This is a genomic window from Roseovarius sp. Pro17 (assembly GCF_035599575.1).
GTDB lineage: Bacteria > Pseudomonadota > Alphaproteobacteria > Rhodobacterales > Rhodobacteraceae > Roseovarius.
This window is the reverse complement of the sequence record NZ_CP141179.1, coordinates 503,384-526,236: the sequence shown is the minus strand read 5'-3', so window position 1 is coordinate 526,236 and position 22,853 is coordinate 503,384. Positions and strand designations below refer to the sequence as shown.

The 22,853-nt window shown below is 63.4% G+C and carries 20 protein-coding genes, 1 tRNA gene and 1 other RNA gene; 12 read left to right on the top strand and 10 right to left on the bottom strand.

Annotation, left to right across the window (positions count from 1 at the left end; genetic code table 11):
* Positions 1 to 2: 2 nt before the first annotated feature.
* Complete coding sequence (locus U3654_RS02575; RefSeq protein WP_324753797.1) at positions 3 to 1,982, bottom strand: lytic transglycosylase domain-containing protein; 1,980 nt, start codon at positions 1,980 to 1,982, stop codon at positions 3 to 5.
* 158 nt (positions 1,983 to 2,140) lie between these two features.
* Here U3654_RS02575 and dapA point away from each other — a divergent pair, with 158 nt between their 5' ends.
* The gene (gene dapA, locus U3654_RS02570) at positions 2,141 to 3,016 is read left to right on the top strand and encodes a 4-hydroxy-tetrahydrodipicolinate synthase (protein ID WP_324755208.1); all 876 of its coding nucleotides are present in this window, start codon (positions 2,141 to 2,143) and stop codon (positions 3,014 to 3,016) included.
* 3 nt (positions 3,017 to 3,019) lie between these two features.
* On the opposite strand, the gene U3654_RS02565 is transcribed toward dapA, so the two are convergent.
* The gene (locus U3654_RS02565; protein WP_324753796.1) at positions 3,020 to 3,988 is read right to left on the bottom strand and encodes a GlxA family transcriptional regulator; all 969 of its coding nucleotides are present in this window, start codon (positions 3,986 to 3,988) and stop codon (positions 3,020 to 3,022) included.
* An 80-nt stretch (positions 3,989 to 4,068) separates the two neighbouring features.
* On the opposite strand from U3654_RS02565, the gene U3654_RS02560 reads away from it, so the two are divergent.
* The 5 genes from U3654_RS02560 to U3654_RS02540 all read left to right on the top strand — a co-directional run bounded on the left by U3654_RS02560 (position 4,069) and on the right by U3654_RS02540 (position 10,668).
* A complete protein-coding gene (locus U3654_RS02560; RefSeq protein ID WP_324753795.1) occupies positions 4,069 to 5,319 on the top strand; it encodes a sarcosine oxidase subunit beta family protein in 1,251 nt (416 codons plus the stop codon).
* 103 nt (positions 5,320 to 5,422) lie between these two features.
* Entirely contained in the window at positions 5,423 to 5,710 is a 288-nt protein-coding gene (locus U3654_RS02555; protein WP_324753794.1) for a sarcosine oxidase subunit delta, read from the top strand.
* Positions 5,707 to 8,655, top strand: a complete 2,949-nt coding sequence (locus tag U3654_RS02550; RefSeq protein ID WP_324753793.1) for a sarcosine oxidase subunit alpha family protein — start codon at positions 5,707 to 5,709, stop codon at positions 8,653 to 8,655. Before U3654_RS02555 ends, U3654_RS02550 begins: the two co-directional genes overlap by 4 nt.
* Positions 8,648 to 9,217, top strand: a complete 570-nt coding sequence (locus U3654_RS02545) for a sarcosine oxidase subunit gamma (RefSeq protein WP_324753792.1) — start codon at positions 8,648 to 8,650, stop codon at positions 9,215 to 9,217. Before U3654_RS02550 ends, U3654_RS02545 begins: the two co-directional genes overlap by 8 nt.
* 140 nt (positions 9,218 to 9,357) lie before the next feature.
* Positions 9,358 to 10,668: an FAD-binding oxidoreductase gene (locus U3654_RS02540; RefSeq protein ID WP_324753791.1), complete on the top strand. Its 1,311-nt coding sequence runs from the start codon at positions 9,358 to 9,360 to the stop codon at positions 10,666 to 10,668.
* Positions 10,669 to 10,678: 10 nt separating this feature from the next.
* Here the strand turns inward: U3654_RS02540 and U3654_RS02535 are convergent.
* Together U3654_RS02535 and U3654_RS02530 are read right to left on the bottom strand one after the other, a co-directional pair.
* Positions 10,679 to 10,752, bottom strand: a tRNA-Gly gene (locus U3654_RS02535).
* A gap of 95 nt (positions 10,753 to 10,847) precedes the next feature.
* On the bottom strand, positions 10,848 to 11,519 hold the full coding sequence (locus U3654_RS02530; RefSeq protein ID WP_324753790.1) for a TIGR04283 family arsenosugar biosynthesis glycosyltransferase: 672 nt from the start codon (positions 11,517 to 11,519) through the stop codon (positions 10,848 to 10,850).
* A 186-nt stretch (positions 11,520 to 11,705) separates the two neighbouring features.
* Here U3654_RS02530 and U3654_RS02525 point away from each other — a divergent pair, with 186 nt between their 5' ends.
* Positions 11,706 to 12,437: a folate-binding protein gene (locus U3654_RS02525; RefSeq protein WP_324753789.1), complete on the top strand. Its 732-nt coding sequence runs from the start codon at positions 11,706 to 11,708 to the stop codon at positions 12,435 to 12,437.
* A 103-nt stretch (positions 12,438 to 12,540) separates the two neighbouring features.
* An RNA gene (ffs, locus tag U3654_RS02520) (signal recognition particle sRNA small type) lies at positions 12,541 to 12,639 on the top strand.
* Here the strand turns inward: ffs and U3654_RS02515 are convergent.
* Positions 12,639 to 13,145: a protein phosphatase gene (locus U3654_RS02515; RefSeq protein WP_324753788.1), complete on the bottom strand. Its 507-nt coding sequence runs from the start codon at positions 13,143 to 13,145 to the stop codon at positions 12,639 to 12,641. The genes ffs and U3654_RS02515 overlap by 1 nt on opposite strands.
* Positions 13,146 to 13,155: 10 nt before the next feature.
* Positions 13,156 to 13,998 carry a neutral zinc metallopeptidase gene (locus tag U3654_RS02510; protein WP_324753787.1) on the bottom strand — a complete coding sequence of 281 codons (843 nt, stop codon included), beginning with the start codon at positions 13,996 to 13,998 and terminating at the stop codon, positions 13,156 to 13,158.
* A gap of 106 nt (positions 13,999 to 14,104) precedes the next feature.
* Between U3654_RS02510 and U3654_RS02505 the strand changes: the two genes are divergently transcribed.
* The 4 genes from U3654_RS02505 (at position 14,105) to recR (ending at position 17,440) form a co-directional block, all read left to right on the top strand.
* Complete coding sequence (locus tag U3654_RS02505; RefSeq protein WP_324753786.1) at positions 14,105 to 14,470, top strand: DUF202 domain-containing protein; 366 nt, start codon at positions 14,105 to 14,107, stop codon at positions 14,468 to 14,470.
* Between the two features lie 79 nt (positions 14,471 to 14,549).
* Positions 14,550 to 16,319, top strand: a complete 1,770-nt coding sequence (locus U3654_RS02500; protein ID WP_324753785.1) for a DNA polymerase III subunit gamma/tau — start codon at positions 14,550 to 14,552, stop codon at positions 16,317 to 16,319.
* 93 nt (positions 16,320 to 16,412) lie between these two features.
* Positions 16,413 to 16,757, top strand: coding sequence for a YbaB/EbfC family nucleoid-associated protein (locus tag U3654_RS02495; protein WP_324753784.1), 345 nt, complete (start codon positions 16,413 to 16,415; stop codon positions 16,755 to 16,757).
* A gap of 83 nt (positions 16,758 to 16,840) precedes the next feature.
* Positions 16,841 to 17,440 (top strand): recombination mediator RecR, encoded by a 600-nt coding sequence (gene recR, locus U3654_RS02490; protein ID WP_324753783.1) that lies wholly within the window; start codon positions 16,841 to 16,843, stop codon positions 17,438 to 17,440.
* A 131-nt stretch (positions 17,441 to 17,571) separates the two neighbouring features.
* On the opposite strand, the gene U3654_RS02485 is transcribed toward recR, so the two are convergent.
* The 4 genes from U3654_RS02485 to U3654_RS02470 all read right to left on the bottom strand — a co-directional run bounded on the left by U3654_RS02485 (position 17,572) and on the right by U3654_RS02470 (position 22,787).
* A complete protein-coding gene (locus U3654_RS02485; RefSeq protein ID WP_324753782.1) occupies positions 17,572 to 19,197 on the bottom strand; it encodes a DUF4139 domain-containing protein in 1,626 nt (541 codons plus the stop codon).
* 215 nt (positions 19,198 to 19,412) lie between these two features.
* The gene (locus U3654_RS02480) at positions 19,413 to 20,435 is read right to left on the bottom strand and encodes an aspartate-semialdehyde dehydrogenase (RefSeq protein ID WP_324753781.1); all 1,023 of its coding nucleotides are present in this window, start codon (positions 20,433 to 20,435) and stop codon (positions 19,413 to 19,415) included.
* Between the two features lie 43 nt (positions 20,436 to 20,478).
* Complete coding sequence (locus U3654_RS02475) at positions 20,479 to 21,684, bottom strand: MFS transporter (protein ID WP_324753780.1); 1,206 nt, start codon at positions 21,682 to 21,684, stop codon at positions 20,479 to 20,481.
* A 176-nt stretch (positions 21,685 to 21,860) separates the two neighbouring features.
* Positions 21,861 to 22,787, bottom strand: coding sequence for a histone deacetylase family protein (locus U3654_RS02470; protein ID WP_324753779.1), 927 nt, complete (start codon positions 22,785 to 22,787; stop codon positions 21,861 to 21,863).
* Positions 22,788 to 22,853: the final 66 nt, after the last annotated feature.

Sequence of the window (22,853 nt, the reverse complement as noted above, 5' to 3'; positions counted from 1 at the left end):
GATCAATTGCTCAGATTGGAGGGGATGGTCGCGCCTGTCAGCTCTTCGCTAAAAGGCACCGGATGCGGATCGTTGCCCAACCGGGCGCGGTAGATCGGCAGGCTCTCGGCGACGCGCTGGACGTAGTTGCGCGTCTCGTCGAAGGGGATGAACTCGATCCAGTCGATCACGTCGAGGCCATTCATGCCTTTGCCGCTGCGTGGATCCCCCCGCTCAGACATCCACCGCGGTGGACGGGCGGGGCCTGCGTTATAACCCGCCGAGATCATCACAACGTTGCCCCCAAAGCGCTGTGACATCTGCGCCAGATAGGTGGAGCCGAGCCGCGCGTTATAGGCCCAATCGCTCAGCACGCGGGCGCGTTCATATTTGATCCCCAGATCGCGCGCGACGTCGCTGGCCGTGCCGGGCAGCACCTGCATCAACCCCATCGCACCTGCGCCACTGACAACGAGGTGGTCGAACTCGCTCTCGCGGCGGGCGATGGCGAGGGCCATTTCCATCGGCACGGGCAGGTCCATCGCCTGCATCGGATGCAGCGCGTAATACGGCCCCGCCAGCACGATACCGCGCTGTGCCGCCGCCTTACCCAGCATGACCTGGAGATGCGATTGACCCATATCACCCAAGGCCGCGCCCAGCTGGTCCAGTCCGGGGCGATCCAGCGTGGCAGCCAACTCCCTGATGAACCATTCCGCCAGCGTCAACTGGTCCGATGCGGCCAAAAGCGCCGCTGCCTGAAAGAGATCGTCCTTGGCAAGCGCCCCATCCTCCCAAGAGGGGATGGTCTCACTGCCGGCCAGCGCCGGGTCGAAAGGAATCCCCGCCTTTTCAGCTGCCAGCAGCCCATAAAAGCTGGTCTGCTCGCCCGCGCCTTGCGCATAGGCGATTTGCGCTGCCTCGGGATCGTCCAGCGCATCCTGCGCGCGGCCTATCCAGTAATGCGCGCGGCCCAGCGAAATGGGCGTGACGACAGCGGCGCGCAGGCGTTGGAAATGGTCCAGTGCCAGAGCGGGGTCGTCAAGGAACCGCAGCGCCAGATAGCCCGACAGCCATTCGAGGTCGGAATACGCGCCGCCCTCGGTCAGTTGGTGATGCGCCGCCAGATCATAAGCGCGCGCATATTCGCCATCGCGCATCATCCGGCGCGCAAAGCTGCGCCGCCATCCCGCCCAGCGCCACGCCTCGCCGAGGCCATCCTCGATCCGGCTCTGGCGCTGTATTAGGGTCATCGCCTTTTCGGACTGGTCGGTTTTAATATATCGCTCGAAAAGGACATGCGCGATGCCGGGATTGCGCTGCATCTCTTCGGGAAGCGCGGTGATCTTGGCGATGGCGTTGCTGGCGCTACTCCGCGCCGCCATAAGGCGGATATCAGCGCGCTTTCGCATTTTGTCGCTGACCAGCGGCAGCATCATCGCGCTGTCCTTGAGGCCGCGCCACAGCGTCATATCCATGCGCGCGTCATGGTGCGGCTGCAATAGCGGGCCATGAGCGTTGAGAAAATCGACGTGCTCTTCTGAAGTCAAATCAAAACTGCGCCATGCCAGCACGATGCTGGCGTCGGCGTCGCCCTGCTGGCCGACCGCCTGCAACGCGGCGGCAAGACGCAGCATGCCCGCGCCTGTCTCGGGCAGCGCGTCCTTGTGAAAGGCCAGAATGTCCGCATCGCTTGCGTCCTCAAACGCCTCGCTCGATTTCTCGCGTATGCGATCCAAGCCAGGCCAATCCCTATGTTTGCCAAGAAATGCCAGCACCTCTTTCAGTGTGCCACGCCCGGCGCGCAGTCGGGTCCATTCGATCAGCGTCTCGGCGACTGGCCCATCACGCGCCGCAAGCGTCGCCGCGCGCGCCCAGCGCCCGTCGTTAGCAGCGCTGAGGGCACTGGCAAGCGGGCGCGGGGCGGTGGCGCTGGGCGGCTGTGCGAGGGCTGGCATGGCGCTGCAGATCAGCAGCAGGGCGGTAAAAAGAGGGCGCGTCATGTCTTGCATTTCCGATCAAGGCGAAGGATAGACGGCCCCAGCCTAAGCGCGCGCCGATGCGCCGTCCACCCGTCCGACATAGGGCGCCGGGCGGCATCATGCCATAGCCGCGTCCACCTAACGGGCCGATGCGCCCGGCATTGTCTAAGGAGTCCATGATGATCAAAGGATCGCTTCCCGCCCTGGTCACGCCCCTGAAAAGCGGCAAGGTGGATTTCGACACGCTGGGCAAACTGGTTGAATGGCATATCGCAGAGGGCAGCAATGGCCTGGTCCCCGTCGGCACCACCGGCGAGAGCCCGACGCTGAGCCATTCAGAACACAAAGCGGTCGTCGAAGAGGTCGTGCGCGTCGCCGCTCGCCGCATCCCCATCGTTGCGGGTGCAGGCAGCAATAATACAGCCGAGACGATGGAGCTGATGCAGCACGCCCACAAGGTCGGCGCCGATGCCGCGCTGGTCGTGACGCCCTATTATAACAGGCCGACGCAGGCCGGCCTGATCGCGCATTTCACGGCTGCGCATGATTGCTGCGACCTTCCGATCATCATCTACAACATTCCCGGTCGCTCGGCCGTCGACATGTCGCCCGCCACCATGGGTGAACTGGCGAAACTGCCGCGCATCGTCGGGGTCAAGGACGCCACCGGCGATCTGGCTCGCGTCTGCGCACAGCGCATCACCTGCGGCCCCGATTTCATTCAGGTCTCGGGCGAGGACGCCACCGCCCATGGCTTTGACGCGCAAGGCGGGGTGGGCTGTATTTCGGTCACAGCCAACGCAGCGCCCAAGCTGTGTGCGGATCTACAAGCCGCCTGCCTTGCGGGCGACTACGCCGAGGCGCTGAAAATCCAAGACCGCCTGATGCCCCTGCATCACGCTATCTTTACCGAGCCGGGGTTAGTTGGCGTGAAATACGCCATGTCCCTGCTAGGCAAATGCAGTGATGAGGTCCGCTCGCCGCTGGTCCCTCTTACTGACGGGACCAAGGCGCTGGTCGAAAAGGGCCTGCGCCACGCTGGCTTGCTGAATTAAGCCTCAGCGATAGCTGGACGGCGCGTGCCCGAACTGCGCCGAATAAACACGCGAGAAATGCGATGAGTTGGCGAACCCCGTCGCCAGTGCGATCTGCGTCAGCGGCAGGGCCGAATTGCGCAGCAGGCTCTGCGCGCGGGCCAGTCGCAGCGCGCGGTAATAGCGCATGGCAGGCGTCCCCAGCTGATCGGTGAACAGCCGGTTCAACTGGCGCGGCGATACCCCGGCGACTTGCGCCAACTGTCCCAGGTCCAGCGGGTCGGCGATATGGCTCTCCATCACTTCGACGGCATCCAGAATGGCGGGTGTATGGCTGCCCACCCTTTCGGCCAGCCCGGCGCGCTGCGGCCCGACCGAGGGACGGATATCGGTGTGCATGAACCAATCGCTGACCTGCTGCGCGAACGGCGCCCCATGCTGGCGCGCGATCAGCGCGTGCATCATGTCCAGCGGTGCGATGCCACCCGCGCAGGTCATGCGGTCGCGGTCGATCACGTATAACGACCGTTCGATCGCCAGATCAGGCGACAGCTCGGCCAACGCTTCGGCATATTCCCAATGCAGCGTCATGCGCCGCCCGGCCATCAAACCAGCGCGCGCCAGAATGACCGGCCCGCCCGAAACGCCGCCCAGCCGCACCCCTTCACGCGCCAGACGTGCCAGCCAGCGATAGAGCGCCGGATCGCGAAACCCACCGATATCCCCACCGGCAATGACGAACAGCATATCCAGCTTTAGCGCCGCGCCCACCTGCGCATCGGGTGGCACCACCGCCGCGCCCGAACTGCGCACAGGCTGGGTTGCGGGGGCGACATGGATCACCTCATAAAGGGCGCGCCCGGCCAGAAAATTGGCCGCGCGCAAAGGCTCCACCGTGGAGGCATAGGACATCACGGAAAAATCCGCGATTGGCAGAACACCGATTCGCGTCGGCGGTGGGGGATGATCGGGGCGCGCGTCCATTTGAGGCATGTATCCGACCTTTTCAGGAAAGTGTAAACGCTGCAAACCCACCATGCTGCCCGCAACCTGACAAATCGGATGAATTTCCCATGCGCTACTCCGCACTCCGTATCCTCAAAGAAGGTCTGACCGGCAACAAGGGCTGGAAGCCCGTCTGGCGGGAGCCAGAGCCGAAGGCAGACTATGATGTCATCATCATCGGTGGCGGCGGTCACGGCCTTGCTACCGCCTATTACCTCGCCAAAGAGCACGGCATCACCAATGTCGCCGTCCTTGAAAAGGGCTGGATCGGCAGCGGCAATGTGGGTCGCAATACGACGATCATCCGCTCAAACTATCTGCTGCCGGGGAATGAGCCGTTTTACGAGCTGTCGCTGAAACTGTGGGAAAATCTTGAGCAGGACTTCAACTACAACGCGATGATCTCGCAGCGTTCGATCCTGAACCTGCTGCACTCAGACGCCCAGCGTGATGCTTTTATCCGGCGCGGCAATGCGATGTTCCTCGCGGGCGCTGACGCTGAATACGCCACAGCCGAGCAGTTGCGCGCCGAACTCCCGTTCCTAGATTTCGACAACGCGCGTTTCCCGATCAAGGGTGGCCTGTTTCAGCGGCGCGGCGGCACGGTGCGCCATGACGCGGTCGCATGGGGCTATGCACGCGGCGCGGACACCCGCGGCGTCGACATCATCCAGAACTGCGAAGTCACCGGCTTTCAGATCGAGAACGGCGTGTGTAAAGGAGTCGAAACCTCGCGAGGCCCGATCCGCGCCAAGAAGGTCGCGATGTGCGTTGCAGGCTCTTCGGGCCGCGTCGCTGCTCAGGCCGGATTGCGCCTGCCGATTGAGTCCCACGTCCTGCAAGCCTTCGTCACCGAGGGGCTGAAACCCGTCATCCCCGGCGTCATCACCTTTGGGGCGGGCCATTTCTATGTCAGCCAGTCCGACAAGGGCGGCCTCGTCTTTGGCGGCGATCTGGACGGCTATAATTCCTACGCCCAGCGCGGCAACCTGCCCGTGGTCGAGGACGTGGCCGAGGGCGGCATGGCCATCATGCCCATCATCGGACGCGCACGCCTGCTACGTAGCTGGGGCGGCATCATGGACATGTCGATGGACGGCTCGCCCTATATCGACAAGACAGACATCGGCGGACTCTATTTCAACGGCGGCTGGTGCTATGGCGGGTTCAAGGCGACCCCGGCATCTGGCTGGTGCTATGCACACCTCATCGCCAAGGATGCACCCCACCCTGTCGCTGCTGAGATGCGCCTTGATCGGTTCAAGCGCGGTCACATGATCGACGAAAAAGGTCAGGGCAATCAGCCCAACCTGCATTGAGGCGACAGATGCTTTTTCCTGGTGAAAATACCTGTATCCCGTCCCTACCGAACGCACGGCGCCGCTGCGATGCGCGCCGCCCGCAATACTCCGAGGTGAGCAAATGATCATCGACCACCCCCTTCTCGGCCCGCGCGACGCTGCCGAATTCATCTATCTGGGCGACGCGTGCCTCATTGACCGCCCCGATTGGGAGGCTGACGATGCCGCAGAAGCGTTCTATGAATACGGCTATCTGCGCGACAACATCGCCGGCAAGATGCAAGAACTTTGGTATCATGAGCAGGGCGATCGCAGTTGGCTGGTCGTCACGCGCGATACCATCACCCACAAAATCACCGATGTCGAAATGGCCCGCGACGTGGCCCGCTCACGGGGGCGCAGCAAATGAGCCAAGTTAACCGGATCAAGGGCGGCCTCATCGACCGCTCCAAAACGCTGAACTTCACCTTCAATGGCAAATCCATGCAGGGGCACGAGGGCGACACGCTTGCCTCGGCCCTTCTGGCCAACGGTCAGGTGCTGGTCGGACGCTCGTTCAAATATCACCGCCCGCGCGGCATTTTTACCGCCGGATCCGAAGAGCCGAACGCACTGGTGCAACTGCGCACCGGCGCCGCTCAAGAGCCGAACACACGTGCCACCGTGGCCGAACTGTTCGACGGCCTCAGCGCCACCAGCCAGAATCATCGCGGCTCGCTTGAATTCGACCTGATGGCCGTGACGGACCTTGCCTCGCCCTTCCTCAGCGCGGGTTTCTATTACAAGACCTTCATGTGGCCCAAGGCGTTCTGGGAAAAACTATACGAGCCGATGATCCGCGCCTCTGCCGGACTTGGCCGCCTGTCGATGGAAGAAGATCCCGACACCTACGACAAGGGCTTCTTGCATTGCGATCTGCTGGTCATCGGCGCCGGTCCCTCTGGCCTCGCCGCAGCCCTCTCTGGTGCACGCAGCGGTGCGCGTGTCATCCTCGCGGATGAGGATTTTGCGTTTGGTGGGCGGCTCAATGCCGAGACGCTGGAAATAGATGGCATGGCTGGCTCCGACTGGGCCACCCAAGCTGTGGCGGAACTCGCCTCGATGGACAATGTGCGCCTGATGACGCGCACGTCTGTCTATGGAGCCTACGATCACGGCATCTACGGCGCGCTCGAGCGGTACACCGACCACCTGCCCGGCGCAGGCGGCAAGCCGCGTCAGGTGCTGTGGCGCATCTATTCCAAGCGCGCGGTTCTCGCCGCTGGCGCGACCGAGCGGCCCATCGCGTTTGGCAACAACGACCGCCCCGGTGTGATGCTGGCAGGCGCAGTGCGCACCTATGTCAACCGCTACGGCGTGACGCCGGGGCAGCGCGTTGCGGTTCTGACGAACAACGATGACGGCTGGCGCACTGCCGCCGATCTAGCCGCCAAGGGCGTCGAGGTCCGCGCTGTGATCGACACGCGGGACGCGCCCGCGTTCTGCGACGTTCCGGGCGCGCGTCATGTGCGCGGTGCGGGCGTGGTCGATACCGCAGGCCGCAAGGCGCTAAAGAGTATAACGCTGACCGACGGGCAGATGATCGACGTCGATTGCCTCGCCGTTTCGGGCGGCTGGAACCCCAACGTTCACCTGACCTGCCACCAGCGTGGGCGCCCCGTCTGGCGCGACGATATCTCGGCCTTTGTACCGGGCAAGGATCTGCCCCAGAGCATGGTCGTCGCCGGTGCCGCCAACGGTCAACTGACGCTGGCCGCCGCGCTGGATGAGGGCCGCAAGGCCGCCAATGCGCAGATCAAGGATCTGGGTTTCACCCCCTCGCGCAAGGCCGGCCCCAAGGCCGAGGATGAAGCCTATGAAGGCGCGCCCAAGTGGCACTTCCCTTCGGGCAAGAAACGCGCATGGGTGGACCTTCAGAACGACGTTACCGTCAAGGACGTCAAGCAATCGCATCTTGAGGGGTTCCGCTCGGTCGAGCATCTGAAACGCTACACGACCACCGGCATGGCAACCGATCAGGGCAAGACGTCGAATATCGCGGCGCTGGCGATCATGGCCGAATGCACCGGCAAGACGATCCCCGAAACCGGCACGACCATCTTTCGCCCGCCCTATACGCCGATCCCGATTGGCGCATTGGCAGGCCGGGCGCGTGGGCAGGATTTCCGCCCCTATCGCCTGACGCCCAGCCACGAATGGGCCAAGGCACATGGCGCGACCTTTATCGAGGTCGGCAACTGGCTGCGCGCGCAGTGGTTCGTCAAAGGCAACGAGGCGGGCTGGCGCGATTCGGTCGACCGCGAGGTGCTGAACACCCGCAATTCCGTTGGCATCTGCGACGTCACCACGCTGGGCAAGATCGACGTTCAGGGCAAGGACGCCGCCGAATTCCTGAACAAGATCTACGCTAACGGCTTTGCCAAACTGGCAGTAGGCCGGGTCCGTTATGGCATCATGTTGCGCGAGGATGGCATCTGCTATGAGGACGGCACCACCGCGCGGATGGGCGAAAACCATTTCGTGATGACCACCACCACCGCCAACGCGGTGCTGGTGTTCCGCCGGATGGAATTCGCGCGCCAATGCCTCTGGCCCGATATGGACGTGCATCTGATCTCGACCACCGATGCGTGGGCGCAATTCGCCGTCGCCGGTCCGAACGCGCGCAAGCTGCTCAGCAAGATCGTGGATGACACGCAGGACATGTCCAACGAGGGCTTTCCCTTCATGGCTTGCGGTGAAATCACCGTTTGTGGCGGCACACCTGCGCGCCTCTTCCGCATCTCGTTTTCGGGCGAACTGGCCTACGAGATCGCCGTGCCGGCGCGCTATGGCAACTCGATGATCGAGGCGCTGGTCAAGGCAGGCGAGGAATTCGGCGCCGCGCCCTATGGCCTTGAGGCCCTGGGTGTCATGCGGATCGAAAAGGGCCACGCAGCCGGCAACGAACTGGACGGGCGCATTACTGCGCATAACCTCGGCATGGGCCGCATGGTCAGCTCGAAAAAGGACTGCATCGGCAAGACGCTGTCCGAGCGCCCTGAGATGAACCGCGAGGATGCAGAGAAAATGGTCGGCTTCCGCCCGGTGGATCGCAGTCAGAAACTGATCGCCGGATCGCATTTCATCAACAAGGGCGATGAGGCGACTATGGCGAACGATCAAGGCTGGATGACGTCGGTGGCGTATTCCCCCAGCCTTGAGCATTCCATAGGCCTTGGATTCATCAAATCCGGCGACAAGCGCATGGGCGAGATTGTGCGCGCCGTCAGCCCCGTCCACGATACCGAAATGGACGTCGAGATCGTCTCGGCCCACTTCATCGACCCCGAAGGAGAGCGCCTGCGTGCCTGATTTCACCCTCACCTCCGCGCCGCCGCTGGCAGGCTATGACCAGAGCTTTGGCGATATCCAGCTGAGCGCGCCAAAGGATCTGGCCATCGTGTCCATCGCCCTGCCGCTGGGCGGCGAGGATGCGGCCAAAAAGGCGATCAAGACCGCCTTTGGCGTCGCATTGCCCGAGGTCGGCATGTCCGTTGTCGCCAAAGATAAATCCAGCGCGATCATGCGCCTGGGCGTCGATCAGGCCTTTGTGCTGTTCCCCAGCCCGACGCCCGACGCCGAGCCGCAGATCGCCAAAAAACTGAAGGGCGCGGCCTACACGACCGACCAGACCGACGCATGGTGCGCGTTGGAAATATCCGGCCCCGGCGCACGCCGCGCGCTTGAGCGGATTTGCCCGGTTGACCTGCACCCTGATGCGTTCGCGGTAAATGCCATTGCCCGCACGGTGATGGAGCATATGGGCGCAATCATCGCGCGCACTGGCGACGATACGTATCTGCTGCTCTCGGCAAGTTCCTCGGCCAAGTCATTCCTGCACGCGGTCGAGTTGTCGGCAAAGAATGTAAGCTGAGGCGGCCAGTATCGTCTAGCATTGAAAGGTCCGGCTTATGTCGGGCCTTTTTTGCATTGTAGGCGTGCCCCTCCGCTGCGCCTTGATTCCGGTTGGGAATGCGGCCAGCGTCGGCAGCGAAGCATAACCGAGGATAGGTCATGACTCTCTGGACCGACGACGCAGCCCCCGGCCAGCCCTATTGGTGGGATGGCATCGATTGGGTCACGCCTGAGGGCGCACTGCCCGCGCGCTGCGATCTGCTGGTCGTTGGCGCGGGTTATACCGGCCTCTCGGCCGCGCTGGCCGCTCATGAGTGCGGCGCGTCCGTGGCAATCGTCGATGCCGCAGACCCCGGCAAAGGTGCCTCCACCCGCAACGGCGGCATGTTCGGCGCGCATCCGCGCCTTGGCTGGGACGCGCTGGCACAGCGGTTTGGCGCGCAGACCGCCGACGCACTCTTTGCCGAAGCCGGCGGCGCGCTGGATTGGGCGCGCGCGTTGATCGACCGAGAAGGCATCGACTGCGATCTTCAGCAAACCGGTCGCATCCAGCTGGCCTGGACCGCGAAACACTTTGAAGACCAGAAGGCCCTCGCGCAAACGCTGGCTGAAAAAAGCAGCGTAAAGGCGCATGTCGTTCCGCGTGAGGCCCTAAACCAAGAAATCGAGACGCGGCGCTATTTCGGTGGCCTGGTCTTTGACGAGCATTGCGCCATCCAGCCTGCGAAATTTCATCAGGGCCTGATGCGCGCCGCCCTCGCGCGCGGCATTCCCATCATCGCGCATTGCCCAGTGACGCAACTCGAGCGGACCGGAGCGACCTTTGCTGCGACCACGCCTAAAGGCCGCATCAAGGCCGACAAGGTCCTGCTGGCCACGAACGGCTACACCGCCAAGCCTTTCGTCTGGCACGCGCGCCGCATCTTTGCGCTGCCCAGCTACCTCATCGCGACCGAGCCGTTGGCAGCGAACCTTATCGGCCATCTCGCACCGGGCCGTCGCATGATGGTGGAAACCCGCGCGCGCCACAGCTATTTCCGCATCTCGCCCGATGGTAGCCGCATCCTTTATGGCGGGCGCGCGTCGATGGTGAATGTCGACATGCAGACCGCAGCAAAACGCTTGCACGCTACGATGTGCGATGTCTGGCCTGACCTCAAGGAAACGAAACTGAGCCACGTATGGAGCGGCAACACCGGCTATAGCTTTACCCATATGCCGCATGTTGGCGCGGATCGCGGCCTGCATTATGCGATGGGCTATTCGGGGTCGGGCACCGTGATGGCGCCCTATCTGGGTGCCAAAGCGGCCTACCGCGCGATGAACGATCCGCGCGGCGAGACGGGATATTCCGCGACGCAACTTACCCGCCACTGGATGCAACCCGGCACGCGGCCCCATTTTCTGCACGCGGCGAACCTGTGGTATCGCACTGCCGTGGACTGGTCCGAAAACCTGAAATCGCGGTAATGGGGATTGCTGGAGCGGGCGGCGGGAATCGAACCCGCATCATCAGCTTGGAAGGCTGAGGTCTTACCATTACACAACGCCCGCTTGGGCCAGTTCTGATTAGCGCGGCCCGCAGGCAGAGGCAAGCGGGGCCAGAAAATTCCCTGCCAGAAAATTCTGCGAATTTTCGCGGTGTCCGTTCAGTACCGGCGGCGCAGATCCTCGGGGTCGGCACCCGCAAGGTAGCGCAGTAACAGGCTCAGGTTGCGCGCGCCGCGCCGCAGCCAGCCTTCCCGGCGATACCGCGTTGCGCTGGTGAGCACAGTCAGCGGCATCACGCTGAGGCGCGCGCCCAGACGGCGCGCCATGGCGACATCCTCCATCAACGGGATATCGAGGTAGCCACCGACGGCATCATAATCGATGCGCGAAATCAGCAGGCCTTGATCGCCGTAGGGCAAATGAAACAGGCGCGAGCGCAGATTGGCCCAACCTGCAACCAGCCACGGCGCCAGCCCCCGCGCGTCAAAGGCAAGGCGGAAATACCCCGGCCGCCCATCGCTCATCTGTGTCAGAACCGCCCCGGACCAGCCAACCGGCAAGCCAGTGTCGGCATGGAGAAACAGCAGCCACTCACCACCCGCCAACTCCGCCCCACGTCGCAGTTGCCCGCCGCGCGATGGCGGCCCCTCGCACCAGAGCGCGCCGGCCTCTTCGGCAATGCGCGCGGTGGCGTCGCCCGATCCCCCATCCGAAACGATCAACTCGCGGATGAGGCCCGACTCGACGCCCTCCATCAGGCCGGACAACAGCACCGGCAACCGAACTGCGGCATCGCGCGTCGGCACGATTACGGATAGCCTCGCGCGCAATGTCAGCCCCCCTGTCGCCCCGCCCCCGCATCCTCTATGAGACTAGAACGTTTAGAGTTCATTTTGAAATACAACTTGAATTTGAAACGCGAAAACCATTGATACGTCATGGGCGTTTCGACATATCGTCTTGATCGGGCAATATGTCGAAACGCTTAGGCACCGAGGCCCAGAGAGGTAGCAGCCATGCGCTCCATTCACCAGATCACCGGCGCGGATGCACGCAGCTTCCTTCAGGGGTTGATCACGAACGACATTGAAAAGCTGTCTGGCGGCCTTGTCTATACCGCGATGCTGACGCCGCAGGGCAAATACCTGGCCGACTTTTTCCTGTTCGAGCGGGATGGCGCGATCCATCTCGACGTCACGACAGACCTTGCACCGGGCCTGATCCAACGGCTGAATATGTATCGTCTGCGCGCGGATGTGCAAATCACCCAGACGGACCTCGACCTGTATCGCGGCACTGGCCCTGCCCCCGAAGGCGCGCTGACCGATCCGCGTCATCCGGATATGGGCTGGCGTCTCTATGGTGAAACTTCCGGCGACGACGGCACGGATTGGGACGCCATCCGCGTGGCCCATTGCATCCCCGAGACCGGGATTGAGCTGACCCCTGATACTTTCATCCTCGAGGCCGGATTTGAGCGGCTCCATGGCGTCGACTTCCGCAAGGGCTGCTATGTCGGTCAGGAGGTCACCGCCCGCATGAAGCACAAGACCGAACTGCGCAAAGGTCTCGCCATCGCCGGAATCCAGGGCGTGGCCCCCGCCGGAACCGAAATCACGGCAAACGACAAGCCGGTCGGCACGCTCTATACCCAGTCCGGGAACCGCGCGATTGCTTATCTGCGCTTTGATCGCGCCACAGGACCGATGCAGGCCGCACAGGCTGAACTGACCTATCCGCTGGACTAAAGCGTTTCGCGAAAATACTCCCGCCGGAGGCGCGATATGTGCAGCGGTGGTCATGACGCAGGCCCCTCTTGCAATGCAGCCCCATCCCCATTATCTGATCCGTCGAGAGGTTGGCGCGGGCAGGCACCTCGCCAACCCGGTCAGATCCGGAAGGAAGCAGCCGTAACGAGCCTCGCTTGGGTCGTTGTCCAGCCTCTCACCTTACCCTCCAGCGCCACTTTGACCGACATCCCGCATGGCCCAGCGCATCTGCGCCTTGGTTTCCACAGCGCAGGGACGCACGTCGCGCAACCGTGCCAGTGCCGATTCGGGCGCCTCGCCGGCCGTGATCATCAATCGCAGCGTGGCCATGCCTGATCGCCCGCAGCCGCCCCGGCATTGGATCAGCACCCGCCCGCCGCCGCGCAGCGCCGACAGCGCAACCGGCGCAGCCTTGCGCCAACGCGCATCGCCAGCGGCATCCGGCACGCCGTAATCCGGCACCGGCAGATGCACCCAGCGCGTGCCAACATGGGTGACGTCATGACCCAGTTCGCCCGCCCCGGCGGCCACCATCTCGGCCAGCGTCGCCAGCGTCATCACCATCGCGGGCTGCCAATCCTTTAAATGAGCCAGATCGCCAGCATAGTCGCCCCCTGTCCCCGGCAGCGGCGATAGCGCGAGGATGCCGCGCAGCACCGGCAAGGCGTGGATGACAAAGCCAGTCACCCGCCCACACCTACAACTGCTCGGTGCCGAAGGTATCGCAGGCGCCCATCTGTCCGCTGTCATAGCCCGTCGCGAACCAGCGCGAGCGCTGCTCGGACGTGCCGTGGGTAAAGGTGTGCGGTTGCGGTACACGCCCCGCCTGCCGCTGAAGGTGGTCGTCTCCAATCCGGCGCGCGGCGTTCAATGCCTCATCCAGATCGCCCGGCTCCAGCAGACTATCGACCGCTTGCGCCCAGACGCCGCTGAGGCAATCGGCCTGCAATTCCAGCCGGACGGTCAGTGCGTTGGCCTGCCGCTCGCTGCTGGCCTGGCGCGCCTCGCTCACTTGTCCTAAAATGCCCAGTTCGTTCTGCACATGGTGGGCGACCTCGTGGGCAATCACGTAGGCAGCAGCGAAATCGCCGCGCGCGCCCAGTCGCTGCGACAGGGTGGCGAAAAATTCTGTGTCCAGATACGCCTTGCGATCCGCCGGGCAGTAGAACGGCCCGGTTGCCCCGGATGCACCGCCGCAGGGGCTGCGCGTGATGCCTGAATAAAGAACCATCACTGGCGGGTGATACTCCTGTCCCACTTGTTGCGGCATCAGATCGCTCCAGACTTCTTCGGTGCTGGCCAGAACGCGCGCGCTGAAATCTGCTGCGCGCTCTTCCTCGGCGCTCAGTTCGCGGGGTGCGGATGTTTGCACCTGCCCGCCGCCCTGCAGCAGGGGCGTCACGTCGATCCCGGCGAAATACCCGATGGCAAGCACCACGATCATGCCAACGCCGCCGATCCCCGCGCCGCGTACCCCCCTACCGCCAGAGCGACGGCGATCCTCGACGTTGCGGCTGCGGCGCAATCCCTTCAGTCTCATTCCATAGGCTCCGATCAATGTGGCTTAGGCATATACCATAACGTTCCGCGCACCGCGCGCCAGAAAAACCCTTGTCGCCAAACGCACGCACATGGCATAGCGTTCCATGATGAGCGACAAGAACGACAAGGCTGAACAGCGCACCGACTGGGCCGAAGACCGCACCATCATGGCCAATGAGCGCACGTTCAATTCGTGGATGGGCCTCGGGCTGGGCGCGGTCGGCGTCGCGATCGCACTCAAGGCCGTGTTCGGCGACTTTGAGCCGACTTGGGCGGCCAAGGCCGTCGCCAGCCTGTTCCTGATAACCGCAATTGCGATCTACTGGACCGCCGCCAATCAGGCTTTCAAGACGCATGAGCGCCTCACCTGCCGCGACGCCGAGGCGGCAGGTTCAAAAAATTTCCGCTGCCTCGCGACGCTGCTCAGCCTCGCCACGATTGGCACTGGCGCCGTATTGTGGATGCTGTGATCAGCAGGGCGGGTGGACGCGGGCGCGCCGCGCGCCTACCTTGCCGCCGACACATCCCGATTCCAGCAGGCGGCCCCACATGACCGACACGAAACCCTCCGGCTACCGCGTTCTGGCCCGCAAATACCGGCCCGAAACCTTTGCCGATCTGGTCGGGCAGGATGCGATGGTCCGCACGCTGAAAAACGCGTTCGAGGCGGATCGCATCGCGCAGGCGTTCATCTTGACCGGCATCCGCGGGACCGGCAAGACGTCGACGGCCCGCATCATCGCCAAGGGCATGAACTGCATCGGCACCGACGGCAATGGCGGTCCCACGACCGAGCCTTGTGGCGTTTGCGAGCATTGCAGCGCCATCGTCGAAGGCCGCCATGTCGATGTGCTGGAAATGGACGCCGCCAGCCGCACAGGTGTCGGCGACATCCGCGAGATCATCGATTCGGTCGCCTACCGCGCCGCATCCGCGCGCTACAAGATCTACATCATCGACGAAGTGCATATGCTCAGCACCTCGGCCTTCAACGCGCTGCTGAAAACGCTTGAGGAGCCGCCCGCGCACGTCAAATTCATCTTTGCCACCACCGAGATCCGCAAGGTTCCGGTGACGGTCCTCAGTCGCTGTCAGCGGTTTGATCTGCGCCGGATCGAACCCGAGGTGATGCTGAAACTCATGCGCAAGATCGCCATCGCGGAAGGTGCCGAAATCACCGACGACGCGCTGGCCCTCATCACCCGCGCTGCCGAAGGATCAGCCCGTGATGCCACCTCGCTCTTGGATCAGGCCATCAGCCACGGCGCGGGGGAAACGGGCGCCGATCAGGTCCGCGCGATGCTCGGCCTTGCCGACCGGGGCCGCGTTCTGGACCTCTTTGATCTGATATTAAAGGGCGACGCCGCGGGCGCGCTGACAGAACTGGGCGCGCAATATTCAGACGGGGCCGACCCGCTGGCTGTGCTGCGCGATCTGGCGGAAATCACGCACTGGACGTCGGTCATCAAGATCACGCCCGAGGCTGCCGACGATCCCACTATTGGCCCGGACGAGCGCGCGCGCGGTCTGCAAATGGCCGAAGCGCTGCCGATGCGTGTCCTCACCCGCATGTGGCAAATGCTGCTCAAGGCACTTGAGGAGGTCGCAGGCGCGCCCAACGCCATGATGGCCGCAGAAATGGCCGTGATTCGCCTGACCCACGTGGCCGACCTGCCCAGCCCCGAAGAGTTGCTACGCAAGCTCAAGGACACGCCAGTGCCCAGCGGGCCGCCTTCTGGCACAGCCGCCCCGACGGGCGGTGGTGGCGGCACTCATGCCTCATCGGGCACTTACGCGCCGCCCCAGCCTCAGGGTCAGCAGCCGCGCGCGATCCCAAGCAATGGCGCGGGCCAAACGCTCGCCGTCGCAGCTGACGCCGCGCTCGCGCATTACCCGACATTCCACCACGTCGTCGAACTGATCCGTGCCAACCGCGACGTCAAACTGCTGGTCGAGGTTGAAACCTGCGTCCAACTCGCCGCCTATCAGCCCGGCCGCATCGAGTTTGTTCCAACCGAAAAGGCCCCGCACGATCTGGCCCAGCGCCTCGGCGGCGCGCTCCAGCGCTGGACCGGCAATCGCTGGGCGGTGACGCTGGTCAACGAGGGCGGCGAGGAAACTATCGCAGGCGTGCGCGACGCCGAAGAGCTGTCGCTACGCGCCGAGGCCGAGGGTCATCCGCTGGTGCAGGCCGTCAAGGACGCCTTCCCCGGCGCGCAAATCATCGAGATCCGCACCGCGCGCCAGATCGAAAACGAGGCACAGGCCGAGGCATTGCCCGAGGTCGAGGATGAATGGGACCCTTTCGAGGAGGACTGACAACCCTGTCCTCTTGTTGCGCCCCCACCCTTGTTCCCGATGCCCTGCACACGTATCTAGGGGCCAGACGTTTTGATCGAAATGGAGACGGATATGTTCAAGGGATTGGGCCAGATGGGCGACATGGCCAAGATGATGAAGGCTGCGCAGGAAATGCAGACCAAGATGGCCGAAATGCAAGAGGAAATGCATAATCTAACGGTTACTGGCGAAAGTGGCGCTGGATTGGTCAAGGCCGTTGCCACCTGCAAGGGCGAACTAAAGAGCCTTGATATTGATCCCAGTATCTTTTCCGGCGACGACAAGGAAGTCGTCGAAGACCTCATCCTCGCCGCAATCAAGGACGCCCAAGGCAAAGCCAGCGACCGCGCCCAAGAGGAAATGGGCAAGCTGACCGAGGGCATGGGCCTGCCAAAGGACATGAAGCTGCCCTTCTGAATGGCGGCGCGCCCGCGTCTTTCATTGTTCCCAAAATACTCTCGCCGAAGGCGTTCCCGCCGCTGGCCGTCAGGACACACCCTTTGAGTTCGACCCGCGATATCGACAGTCTGATCGAGATGATGGCAAGGCTGCCGGGCCTTGGCCCCCGCTCGGCGCGGCGCGCGGTGCTGCACCTGATCGCCAAGCGCGAGATGAAATTGCTGCCACTAGCCGACATGATGCAAAAGGTCGCTGCCACGGCCCGCGAATGCACCATCTGCGGCAACATCGGGACCGTTGAAATCTGTGATATCTGTCTCGCGCCAAAGCGGGCCAATGGCATTCTCTGCGTCGTCGAAACCGTCGCAGACCTATGGGCGATGGAACGTGGCGGCGCCTTCAAGGGACGCTATCACGTCCTCGGCGGCACGCTGAGCGCGCTGGATCAGGTCGGCCCTGAACAATTGCGTATCCCCACCATGATCGACCGCATCGAAAGCGAGGGCATCACTGAGGTGATCCTCGCCCTCGCCGCTACCATCGACGGACAGACGACCGCGCATTACATCGCCGACCAGGTCGAGGGGCGTGTGCGCCTCACATCGCTGGCCCAAGGCGTGCCCATCGGTGGCGAGCTGGATTATCTGGACGACGGCACGATCAGCGCGGCCCTCAGCGCACGCAAGGATATCCAGCCCTAAAGCGTTTCGTCTTTAACCTGAGGCATCGGACAAAGGCGAAACGCGCACAACGCTGATATGTCGCGCGCGTTCCGCGAAAATCCGTGATTCAGGTTCTTCGCGAAACGCTTTAGGAAAAGCCAGACGGCCCACTATGGCCGCAGCACCTGATCCTCGGGCCATTGCATGTCATATTCCAGCACCAGATCGCGCGCCTCACCCGGTGCAAGCTCAAACTCCCACGCCAGCACGCCGGTCTGATCGTCTACATCCACCTCGTCGGGGCGCGGATCGGCCTTCCAGTCGATGCTCAGTTTTTCCTGTTCGGAATAAGGCACGCGGTCCAGCAGCCGAACCGGCCAGGCGCGATCTGTCAGGTTCTCGACTTTGATCCGCGCGGTTTCGGTCAGATCGCTGGATTTGCGAATCAGCCCGCTATCGCCTTCTTCACGGTCCAGCGCCGTGCGGATCAGACGCAGCCCGTCGATGGGGCCGAACGAGGCCTCGCTCTCGGCCCCGGCCGCGATCAGCTGGCTCTGAGCCATGCCGACATAGGTCGCATCCAGATAGAAATGCGTCTCGCCCGGCAGGATCAACTCACCCATATCGTTGGTGAAATCGGCGACAAGGAACGCGCTTTCATCATAGAGCGGCACAGCGCGGGCTTGAATTTCGGCCTGCGTGCTAAGGCTACCCAGCGCGATGCGCAGCGCATCGGCGCCCGAGGCGATGGTAACGGGTGGCGCGTAGTCATAGGTCACCGCCAACCCGTCGAACTTTGCCGACGCGGCGATGATCGACGGGGCCGGCGCAGACTCGGCCATGGCCATCATGTCCATTTCGGCGCCCATACTCTCCTTGCGCAACAGTTGTAGTGGCGGCCCTATACGGCGCAAAAGCGGGCCGATTTCGCTGGGCCGGGTCTGGCCACTGGGGCGCACGGTCGAGAGGGTCAGCGAAACGTCCTGCCAATTCTCGCCCGTGTTCTGGCGCAGATAAGCGCCACGCGCGATATCCAATGTGCCTGTCTCGCGCGCCAAGGTCATGTCGTAGACCGGCGACCAGCCAGCGCTCCAAGTCTGGTACGTGACCTCCAACGTGCCTGTCGTGTCGTCCGCTGCAGTGATGGAAACGGCCAGCATCGCGCGGTTCTCGTCCTCGGGCACCAGCGCGGCCAGCGCTTGTCGCGCCTCTTCCAGCGCTTCGATCTGGTCCTTCAGGTCACGCTCGGCGCGCTCGGCCTCGCGGGCGGCGTCATGGGCGGCCTCGCGCGCGGCGAGGGTTTGCGCGCCGATCATCTGCGACAGATCCCGCAGGGTCGCGACGTCCTGCGCCGCAATGCCATCGCCCTGGCCCAACTGCGCTAGAAAAGCGACCTGAGCGTTAGCGGCATCCACTGCGAGGCGGATGCGCGCGATGTCGGCGCGAGCAGCAGCAAGTGCCTCTTCGCGGCGCTCAACCTCATCGCGGGCGGCCTCGATGGCGGCACTCTGGCGCTCGCCGCGCGGCGGCTGGGCGTCACGGCGGGTGGTGACACTGCCCATCTGGGCGCCTGTGACGCTGACGCGGACGGTTTGCAAATCAGTGTCCTGCGGCAGATCGAGCAGAATCAGATCATGCTGCCCGGTGGGGGCGGTAAAAGGCACCTTGCGCAGGATGGTCGCGCCCTGCGGATAGAGCGTGACGTCGCTGACACGGCTGGTAAGGGGGATGTCCTCGGCCATAAGGACGGTCGGCAAGGCGAGGGCAAAAGTCAGGGTCAGGATTGAAGTGCGCATGGTGAGATCCTCTGGCGGGGCCCCATCAGCTTTCGGCGCGGCGGGCAGGATTGCAAGGAGATCCGAAATAGAATGCGCGGATTAACGCTATTTTGACCGCCGCGAGGCGCAATGAGGGGGTGGATGCCGCGAGATTGAAAATGCTGCGCCAAGAGGCGCAAAGTGCAACATCCGGCGCAACGCACTGCGCCGGACATAGGGGTGTGCAGGTTGCCCTAGCCCTTTTTCAACACGCGCTGGCCAAGCGTTTCGGCGATCTGCACGGCATTGAGGGCCGCGCCCTTGCGCAGGTTGTCGGACACACACCACAGGTTCAGGCCATTCTCGATCGTGCTGTCCTGCCGGATGCGGCTGATGAAGGTGGCAAAATCGCCGACGCACTCAATGGGCGTGACGTAGCCGCCGTCCTGACGCTTGTCGATCACCATGATGCCGGGCGACTCGCGCAGGATATCGCGCGCCTCATCCTCGTCGAGGAATTCCTCAAACTCGATATTGATCGCCTCGGAGTGGCCGACAAAGACCGGGACGCGCACGCAGGTGGCCGTCACCTTAATCTTGGAATCCAGGATCTTCTTGGTCTCAGCGACCATCTTCCACTCTTCTTTCGTGTCACCGCTATCCATGAAAACGTCGATATGCGGAATCACGTTGAAGGCGATTTGCTTGGTGAATTTTTTGGCCGGCTTGTCGTCGGTGGGGTTGTAGATGCTCTTGGTCTGGTCCCACAGCTCATCAATGCCCTCCTTACCGGCGCCGCTGACGGACTGGTAGGTGCTGACGACGACGCGCTTGATTTTCGCCCGGTCATGGAGGGGTTTCAGCGCAACAACCATCTGCGCGGTCGAGCAGTTGGGATTCGCGATGATGTTCTTCTTGTGGACCATCTCGACCGCTTCGGGGTTCACCTCCGGCACGACCAGCGGCACGTCCGGGTCGTAGCGATAGAGCGAGCTGTTATCGATCACGATGCACCCGGCTTTGGTCGCCTTGGGCGCATAGATCTTGGTCGCGTCTGAGCCGATGGCAAAAAGCGCGATGTCCCAGCCAGTAAAATCGAACGCATCCAGATCCTTGGTCTTGAGCGTCTTGTCACCATAGCTGACCTCGCTGCCCATGGATTTACGGCTGGCCAGCGCGACCACCTCATCGGCGGGGAACTGGCGCTCGGCCATGATATTCAGCATTTCGCGGCCCACATTGCCCGTGGCACCGACGACGGCGACTCGATAGCCCATCTGTTGTAACTCCTGATGCAAATCCGGTCTGGTCTGGCGCGTCTTAGCTGTTTGGGGGCGTATAGGGAAGAGGGGCGGCAGGTGCATCGCGGCTGAACAGATAGGCGAGTGAGCCGACCAGCGCGGCCAAGCCGAAAAACGCAAAAAGCGTGCCATAGGCGGCAAGATCACCTGAGGTGGCCGCAACGCGCCCGTGCAGCACCCCCGAGCCGAGCTGCATCAGCCCCACGCCGCTCATGCCGAAGAGGTTCATCAGCGTCACGCCCCGCCCCGCCAGATGGGCCGGGAAAAAGCCCCGCGCATGGGCGATCATAATCGGGAAGGTCGACCCGAACAGCCCGATCACAGCGCAAAGCGCAATGCCAAGCCCGACGCTCTGCCCCACCAGCACCGCCAGCAATAGGCAGGCGGCGGCGCAACCCATGTTGCCGACAAAGATCACCCATTTATGTGTGCCGAAAACCCGGTCTAGCGGACCGTAGACCAGCGTGCCGCCGATCATCGCCACACCCATCACCAGTGACGCTTGCCCCAGTTGCGCGGTGGCGAGGCCAAAGATATCGCTGAGATAGGGCCCGATCCACAGGCCACGGATCGCGGCAACAGGCACATAGCAGACAAACATCAACGGCATCATCGGCCAGAGCGCGCGCATTTTCACAAGGTCCAGCACCGATCCGCGCCGCCCGCCCGGCGCCGCGTCCGGATCGCGTAATAGGACGAAAAGCACCGCTGCCGCCAGGGCCGTAATCGCGGCGAGGCCCGTCATGGCGGCGCGCCAGCCAAACGCCTCCACCGCCCAGGCCATCGGCCACGACGCGCCCAGATTGCCGAGTGAACCGATGGCCATCAAGATCGACGCAATGGTCGCGAACTGCGCCGCGCTGCCCTGCCGTGCGAGGATGAAATAGGCCGATACCAGCACCGGCGCGCACCCCACTCCGATCAGCATCATGGCGATATTCACATGCGTAGCGTTCTGCGCAAGCGCGAAGATCAGCGCGCCACCCGCTCCTCCGACCAGCAGCAATGCCGAGGTTGTGCGGCGCGGCCCGATCCGGTCCAGCGCCCAGCCGATGGGCAGTTGCGCGCTCGCGAACGCCAGAAACCAAAGGCCCGACGCCGTTGCTAAATCCTCAGGCCCCGCGCCAATATCACGCTGCAGCACACTGCCCAGAACGGCGAGAAACGCACGGTAGAACTGGCTGAGAACGTAGGTAAGGCAAAGCAGCGAAAGACCGGCGCGCATGTTTTTTCCTTTGCGGCGATTTTGAAAGCCTGCGTTGCATGATGCGGCGGGACTGGCAAGTGGGCGCTGCAACCGACGCGATGTGCGCGGGGCCTGCGGTGGGATGTGAGTATTTTTTGAACAGTGAAAGATCGTGTCAGTGACCCCGCTCAGCGATCCCCCCTAAGCCCCTCGGGTCAAGCTCCTCGTGCGATCAGCACGTCCACATGCGCCGCCGCGCTGGCGGCGAGGGCGTGCAGATCGTATCCCCCTTCTAGGCAGGACACGATGCGCCCAGCGCAGTGGGTATCTGCCAGATCACAGAGCCGTTCGGTGATCCAGGCGAAATCGCCCTCATCCAGCGCGATATTGGCAAGCGGATCGGCCGCGTGCGCGTCAAAGCCTGCCGAGATCAGCAACAGTTCGGGCGCAAAGGCATCGGCGGCAGGCAGAAGGCTATCGGTCATGGCGGCCCGGAACCCAGCGCTACCTGTACCGGCGGGCAGCGCGATGTTCAGCACGTTGCCCGCGACGCCCGTCTCGGACGGGTGGCCGGTGCCGGGAAAGAGGGGCATCTGATGCGACGACAGATACGCGATACGCGCGTCGTCCTGCACCAGATCTTGAGTGCCGTTGCCGTGGTGCACGTCAAAATCGACGATGGCGACCCGCGAAAGCCCATGATGGTCCAGCGCGTGTTTCGCCGCCGCTGCAATGCTACCCAGCAGGCAAAAACCCATTGCCTGCGTGCGTTCGGCATGGTGGCCGGGCGGACGCGTCGCGACAAAGGCATTGCGTGCCGTACCCTCCATCACCATGTCGACGCCCTGTATCGCACCGCCAGCGCAGCGCCGCGCCGCGCGCATGGAGCCGGGCGAGAGCCATGTGTCGCCGTCGATTGCAGCGCTGCCGCTGACCGGAATCGCAGCCTCGAGCATGTCGATATAGGTCTGCGGGTGCACCCGGCGCAGCTGTGCATCGCTGGCCAGCGGTGCCTCCTGGTGCAAGAGCGTCTTGCCGTCCAGCGCGTGCAGCACCGCAGAGAGGCGCGCGGGATGTTCGGGGTGACCTTCTGGCACGTGGTGATCCATGCAATCGGGATGCGTGATGAGGGCGGTCGTCATGTCCGGGCCTTTCGTCAATGGCCCACCACCCAAGCGCGAAACCGGCATGTCTGTCCAGTCCTGACT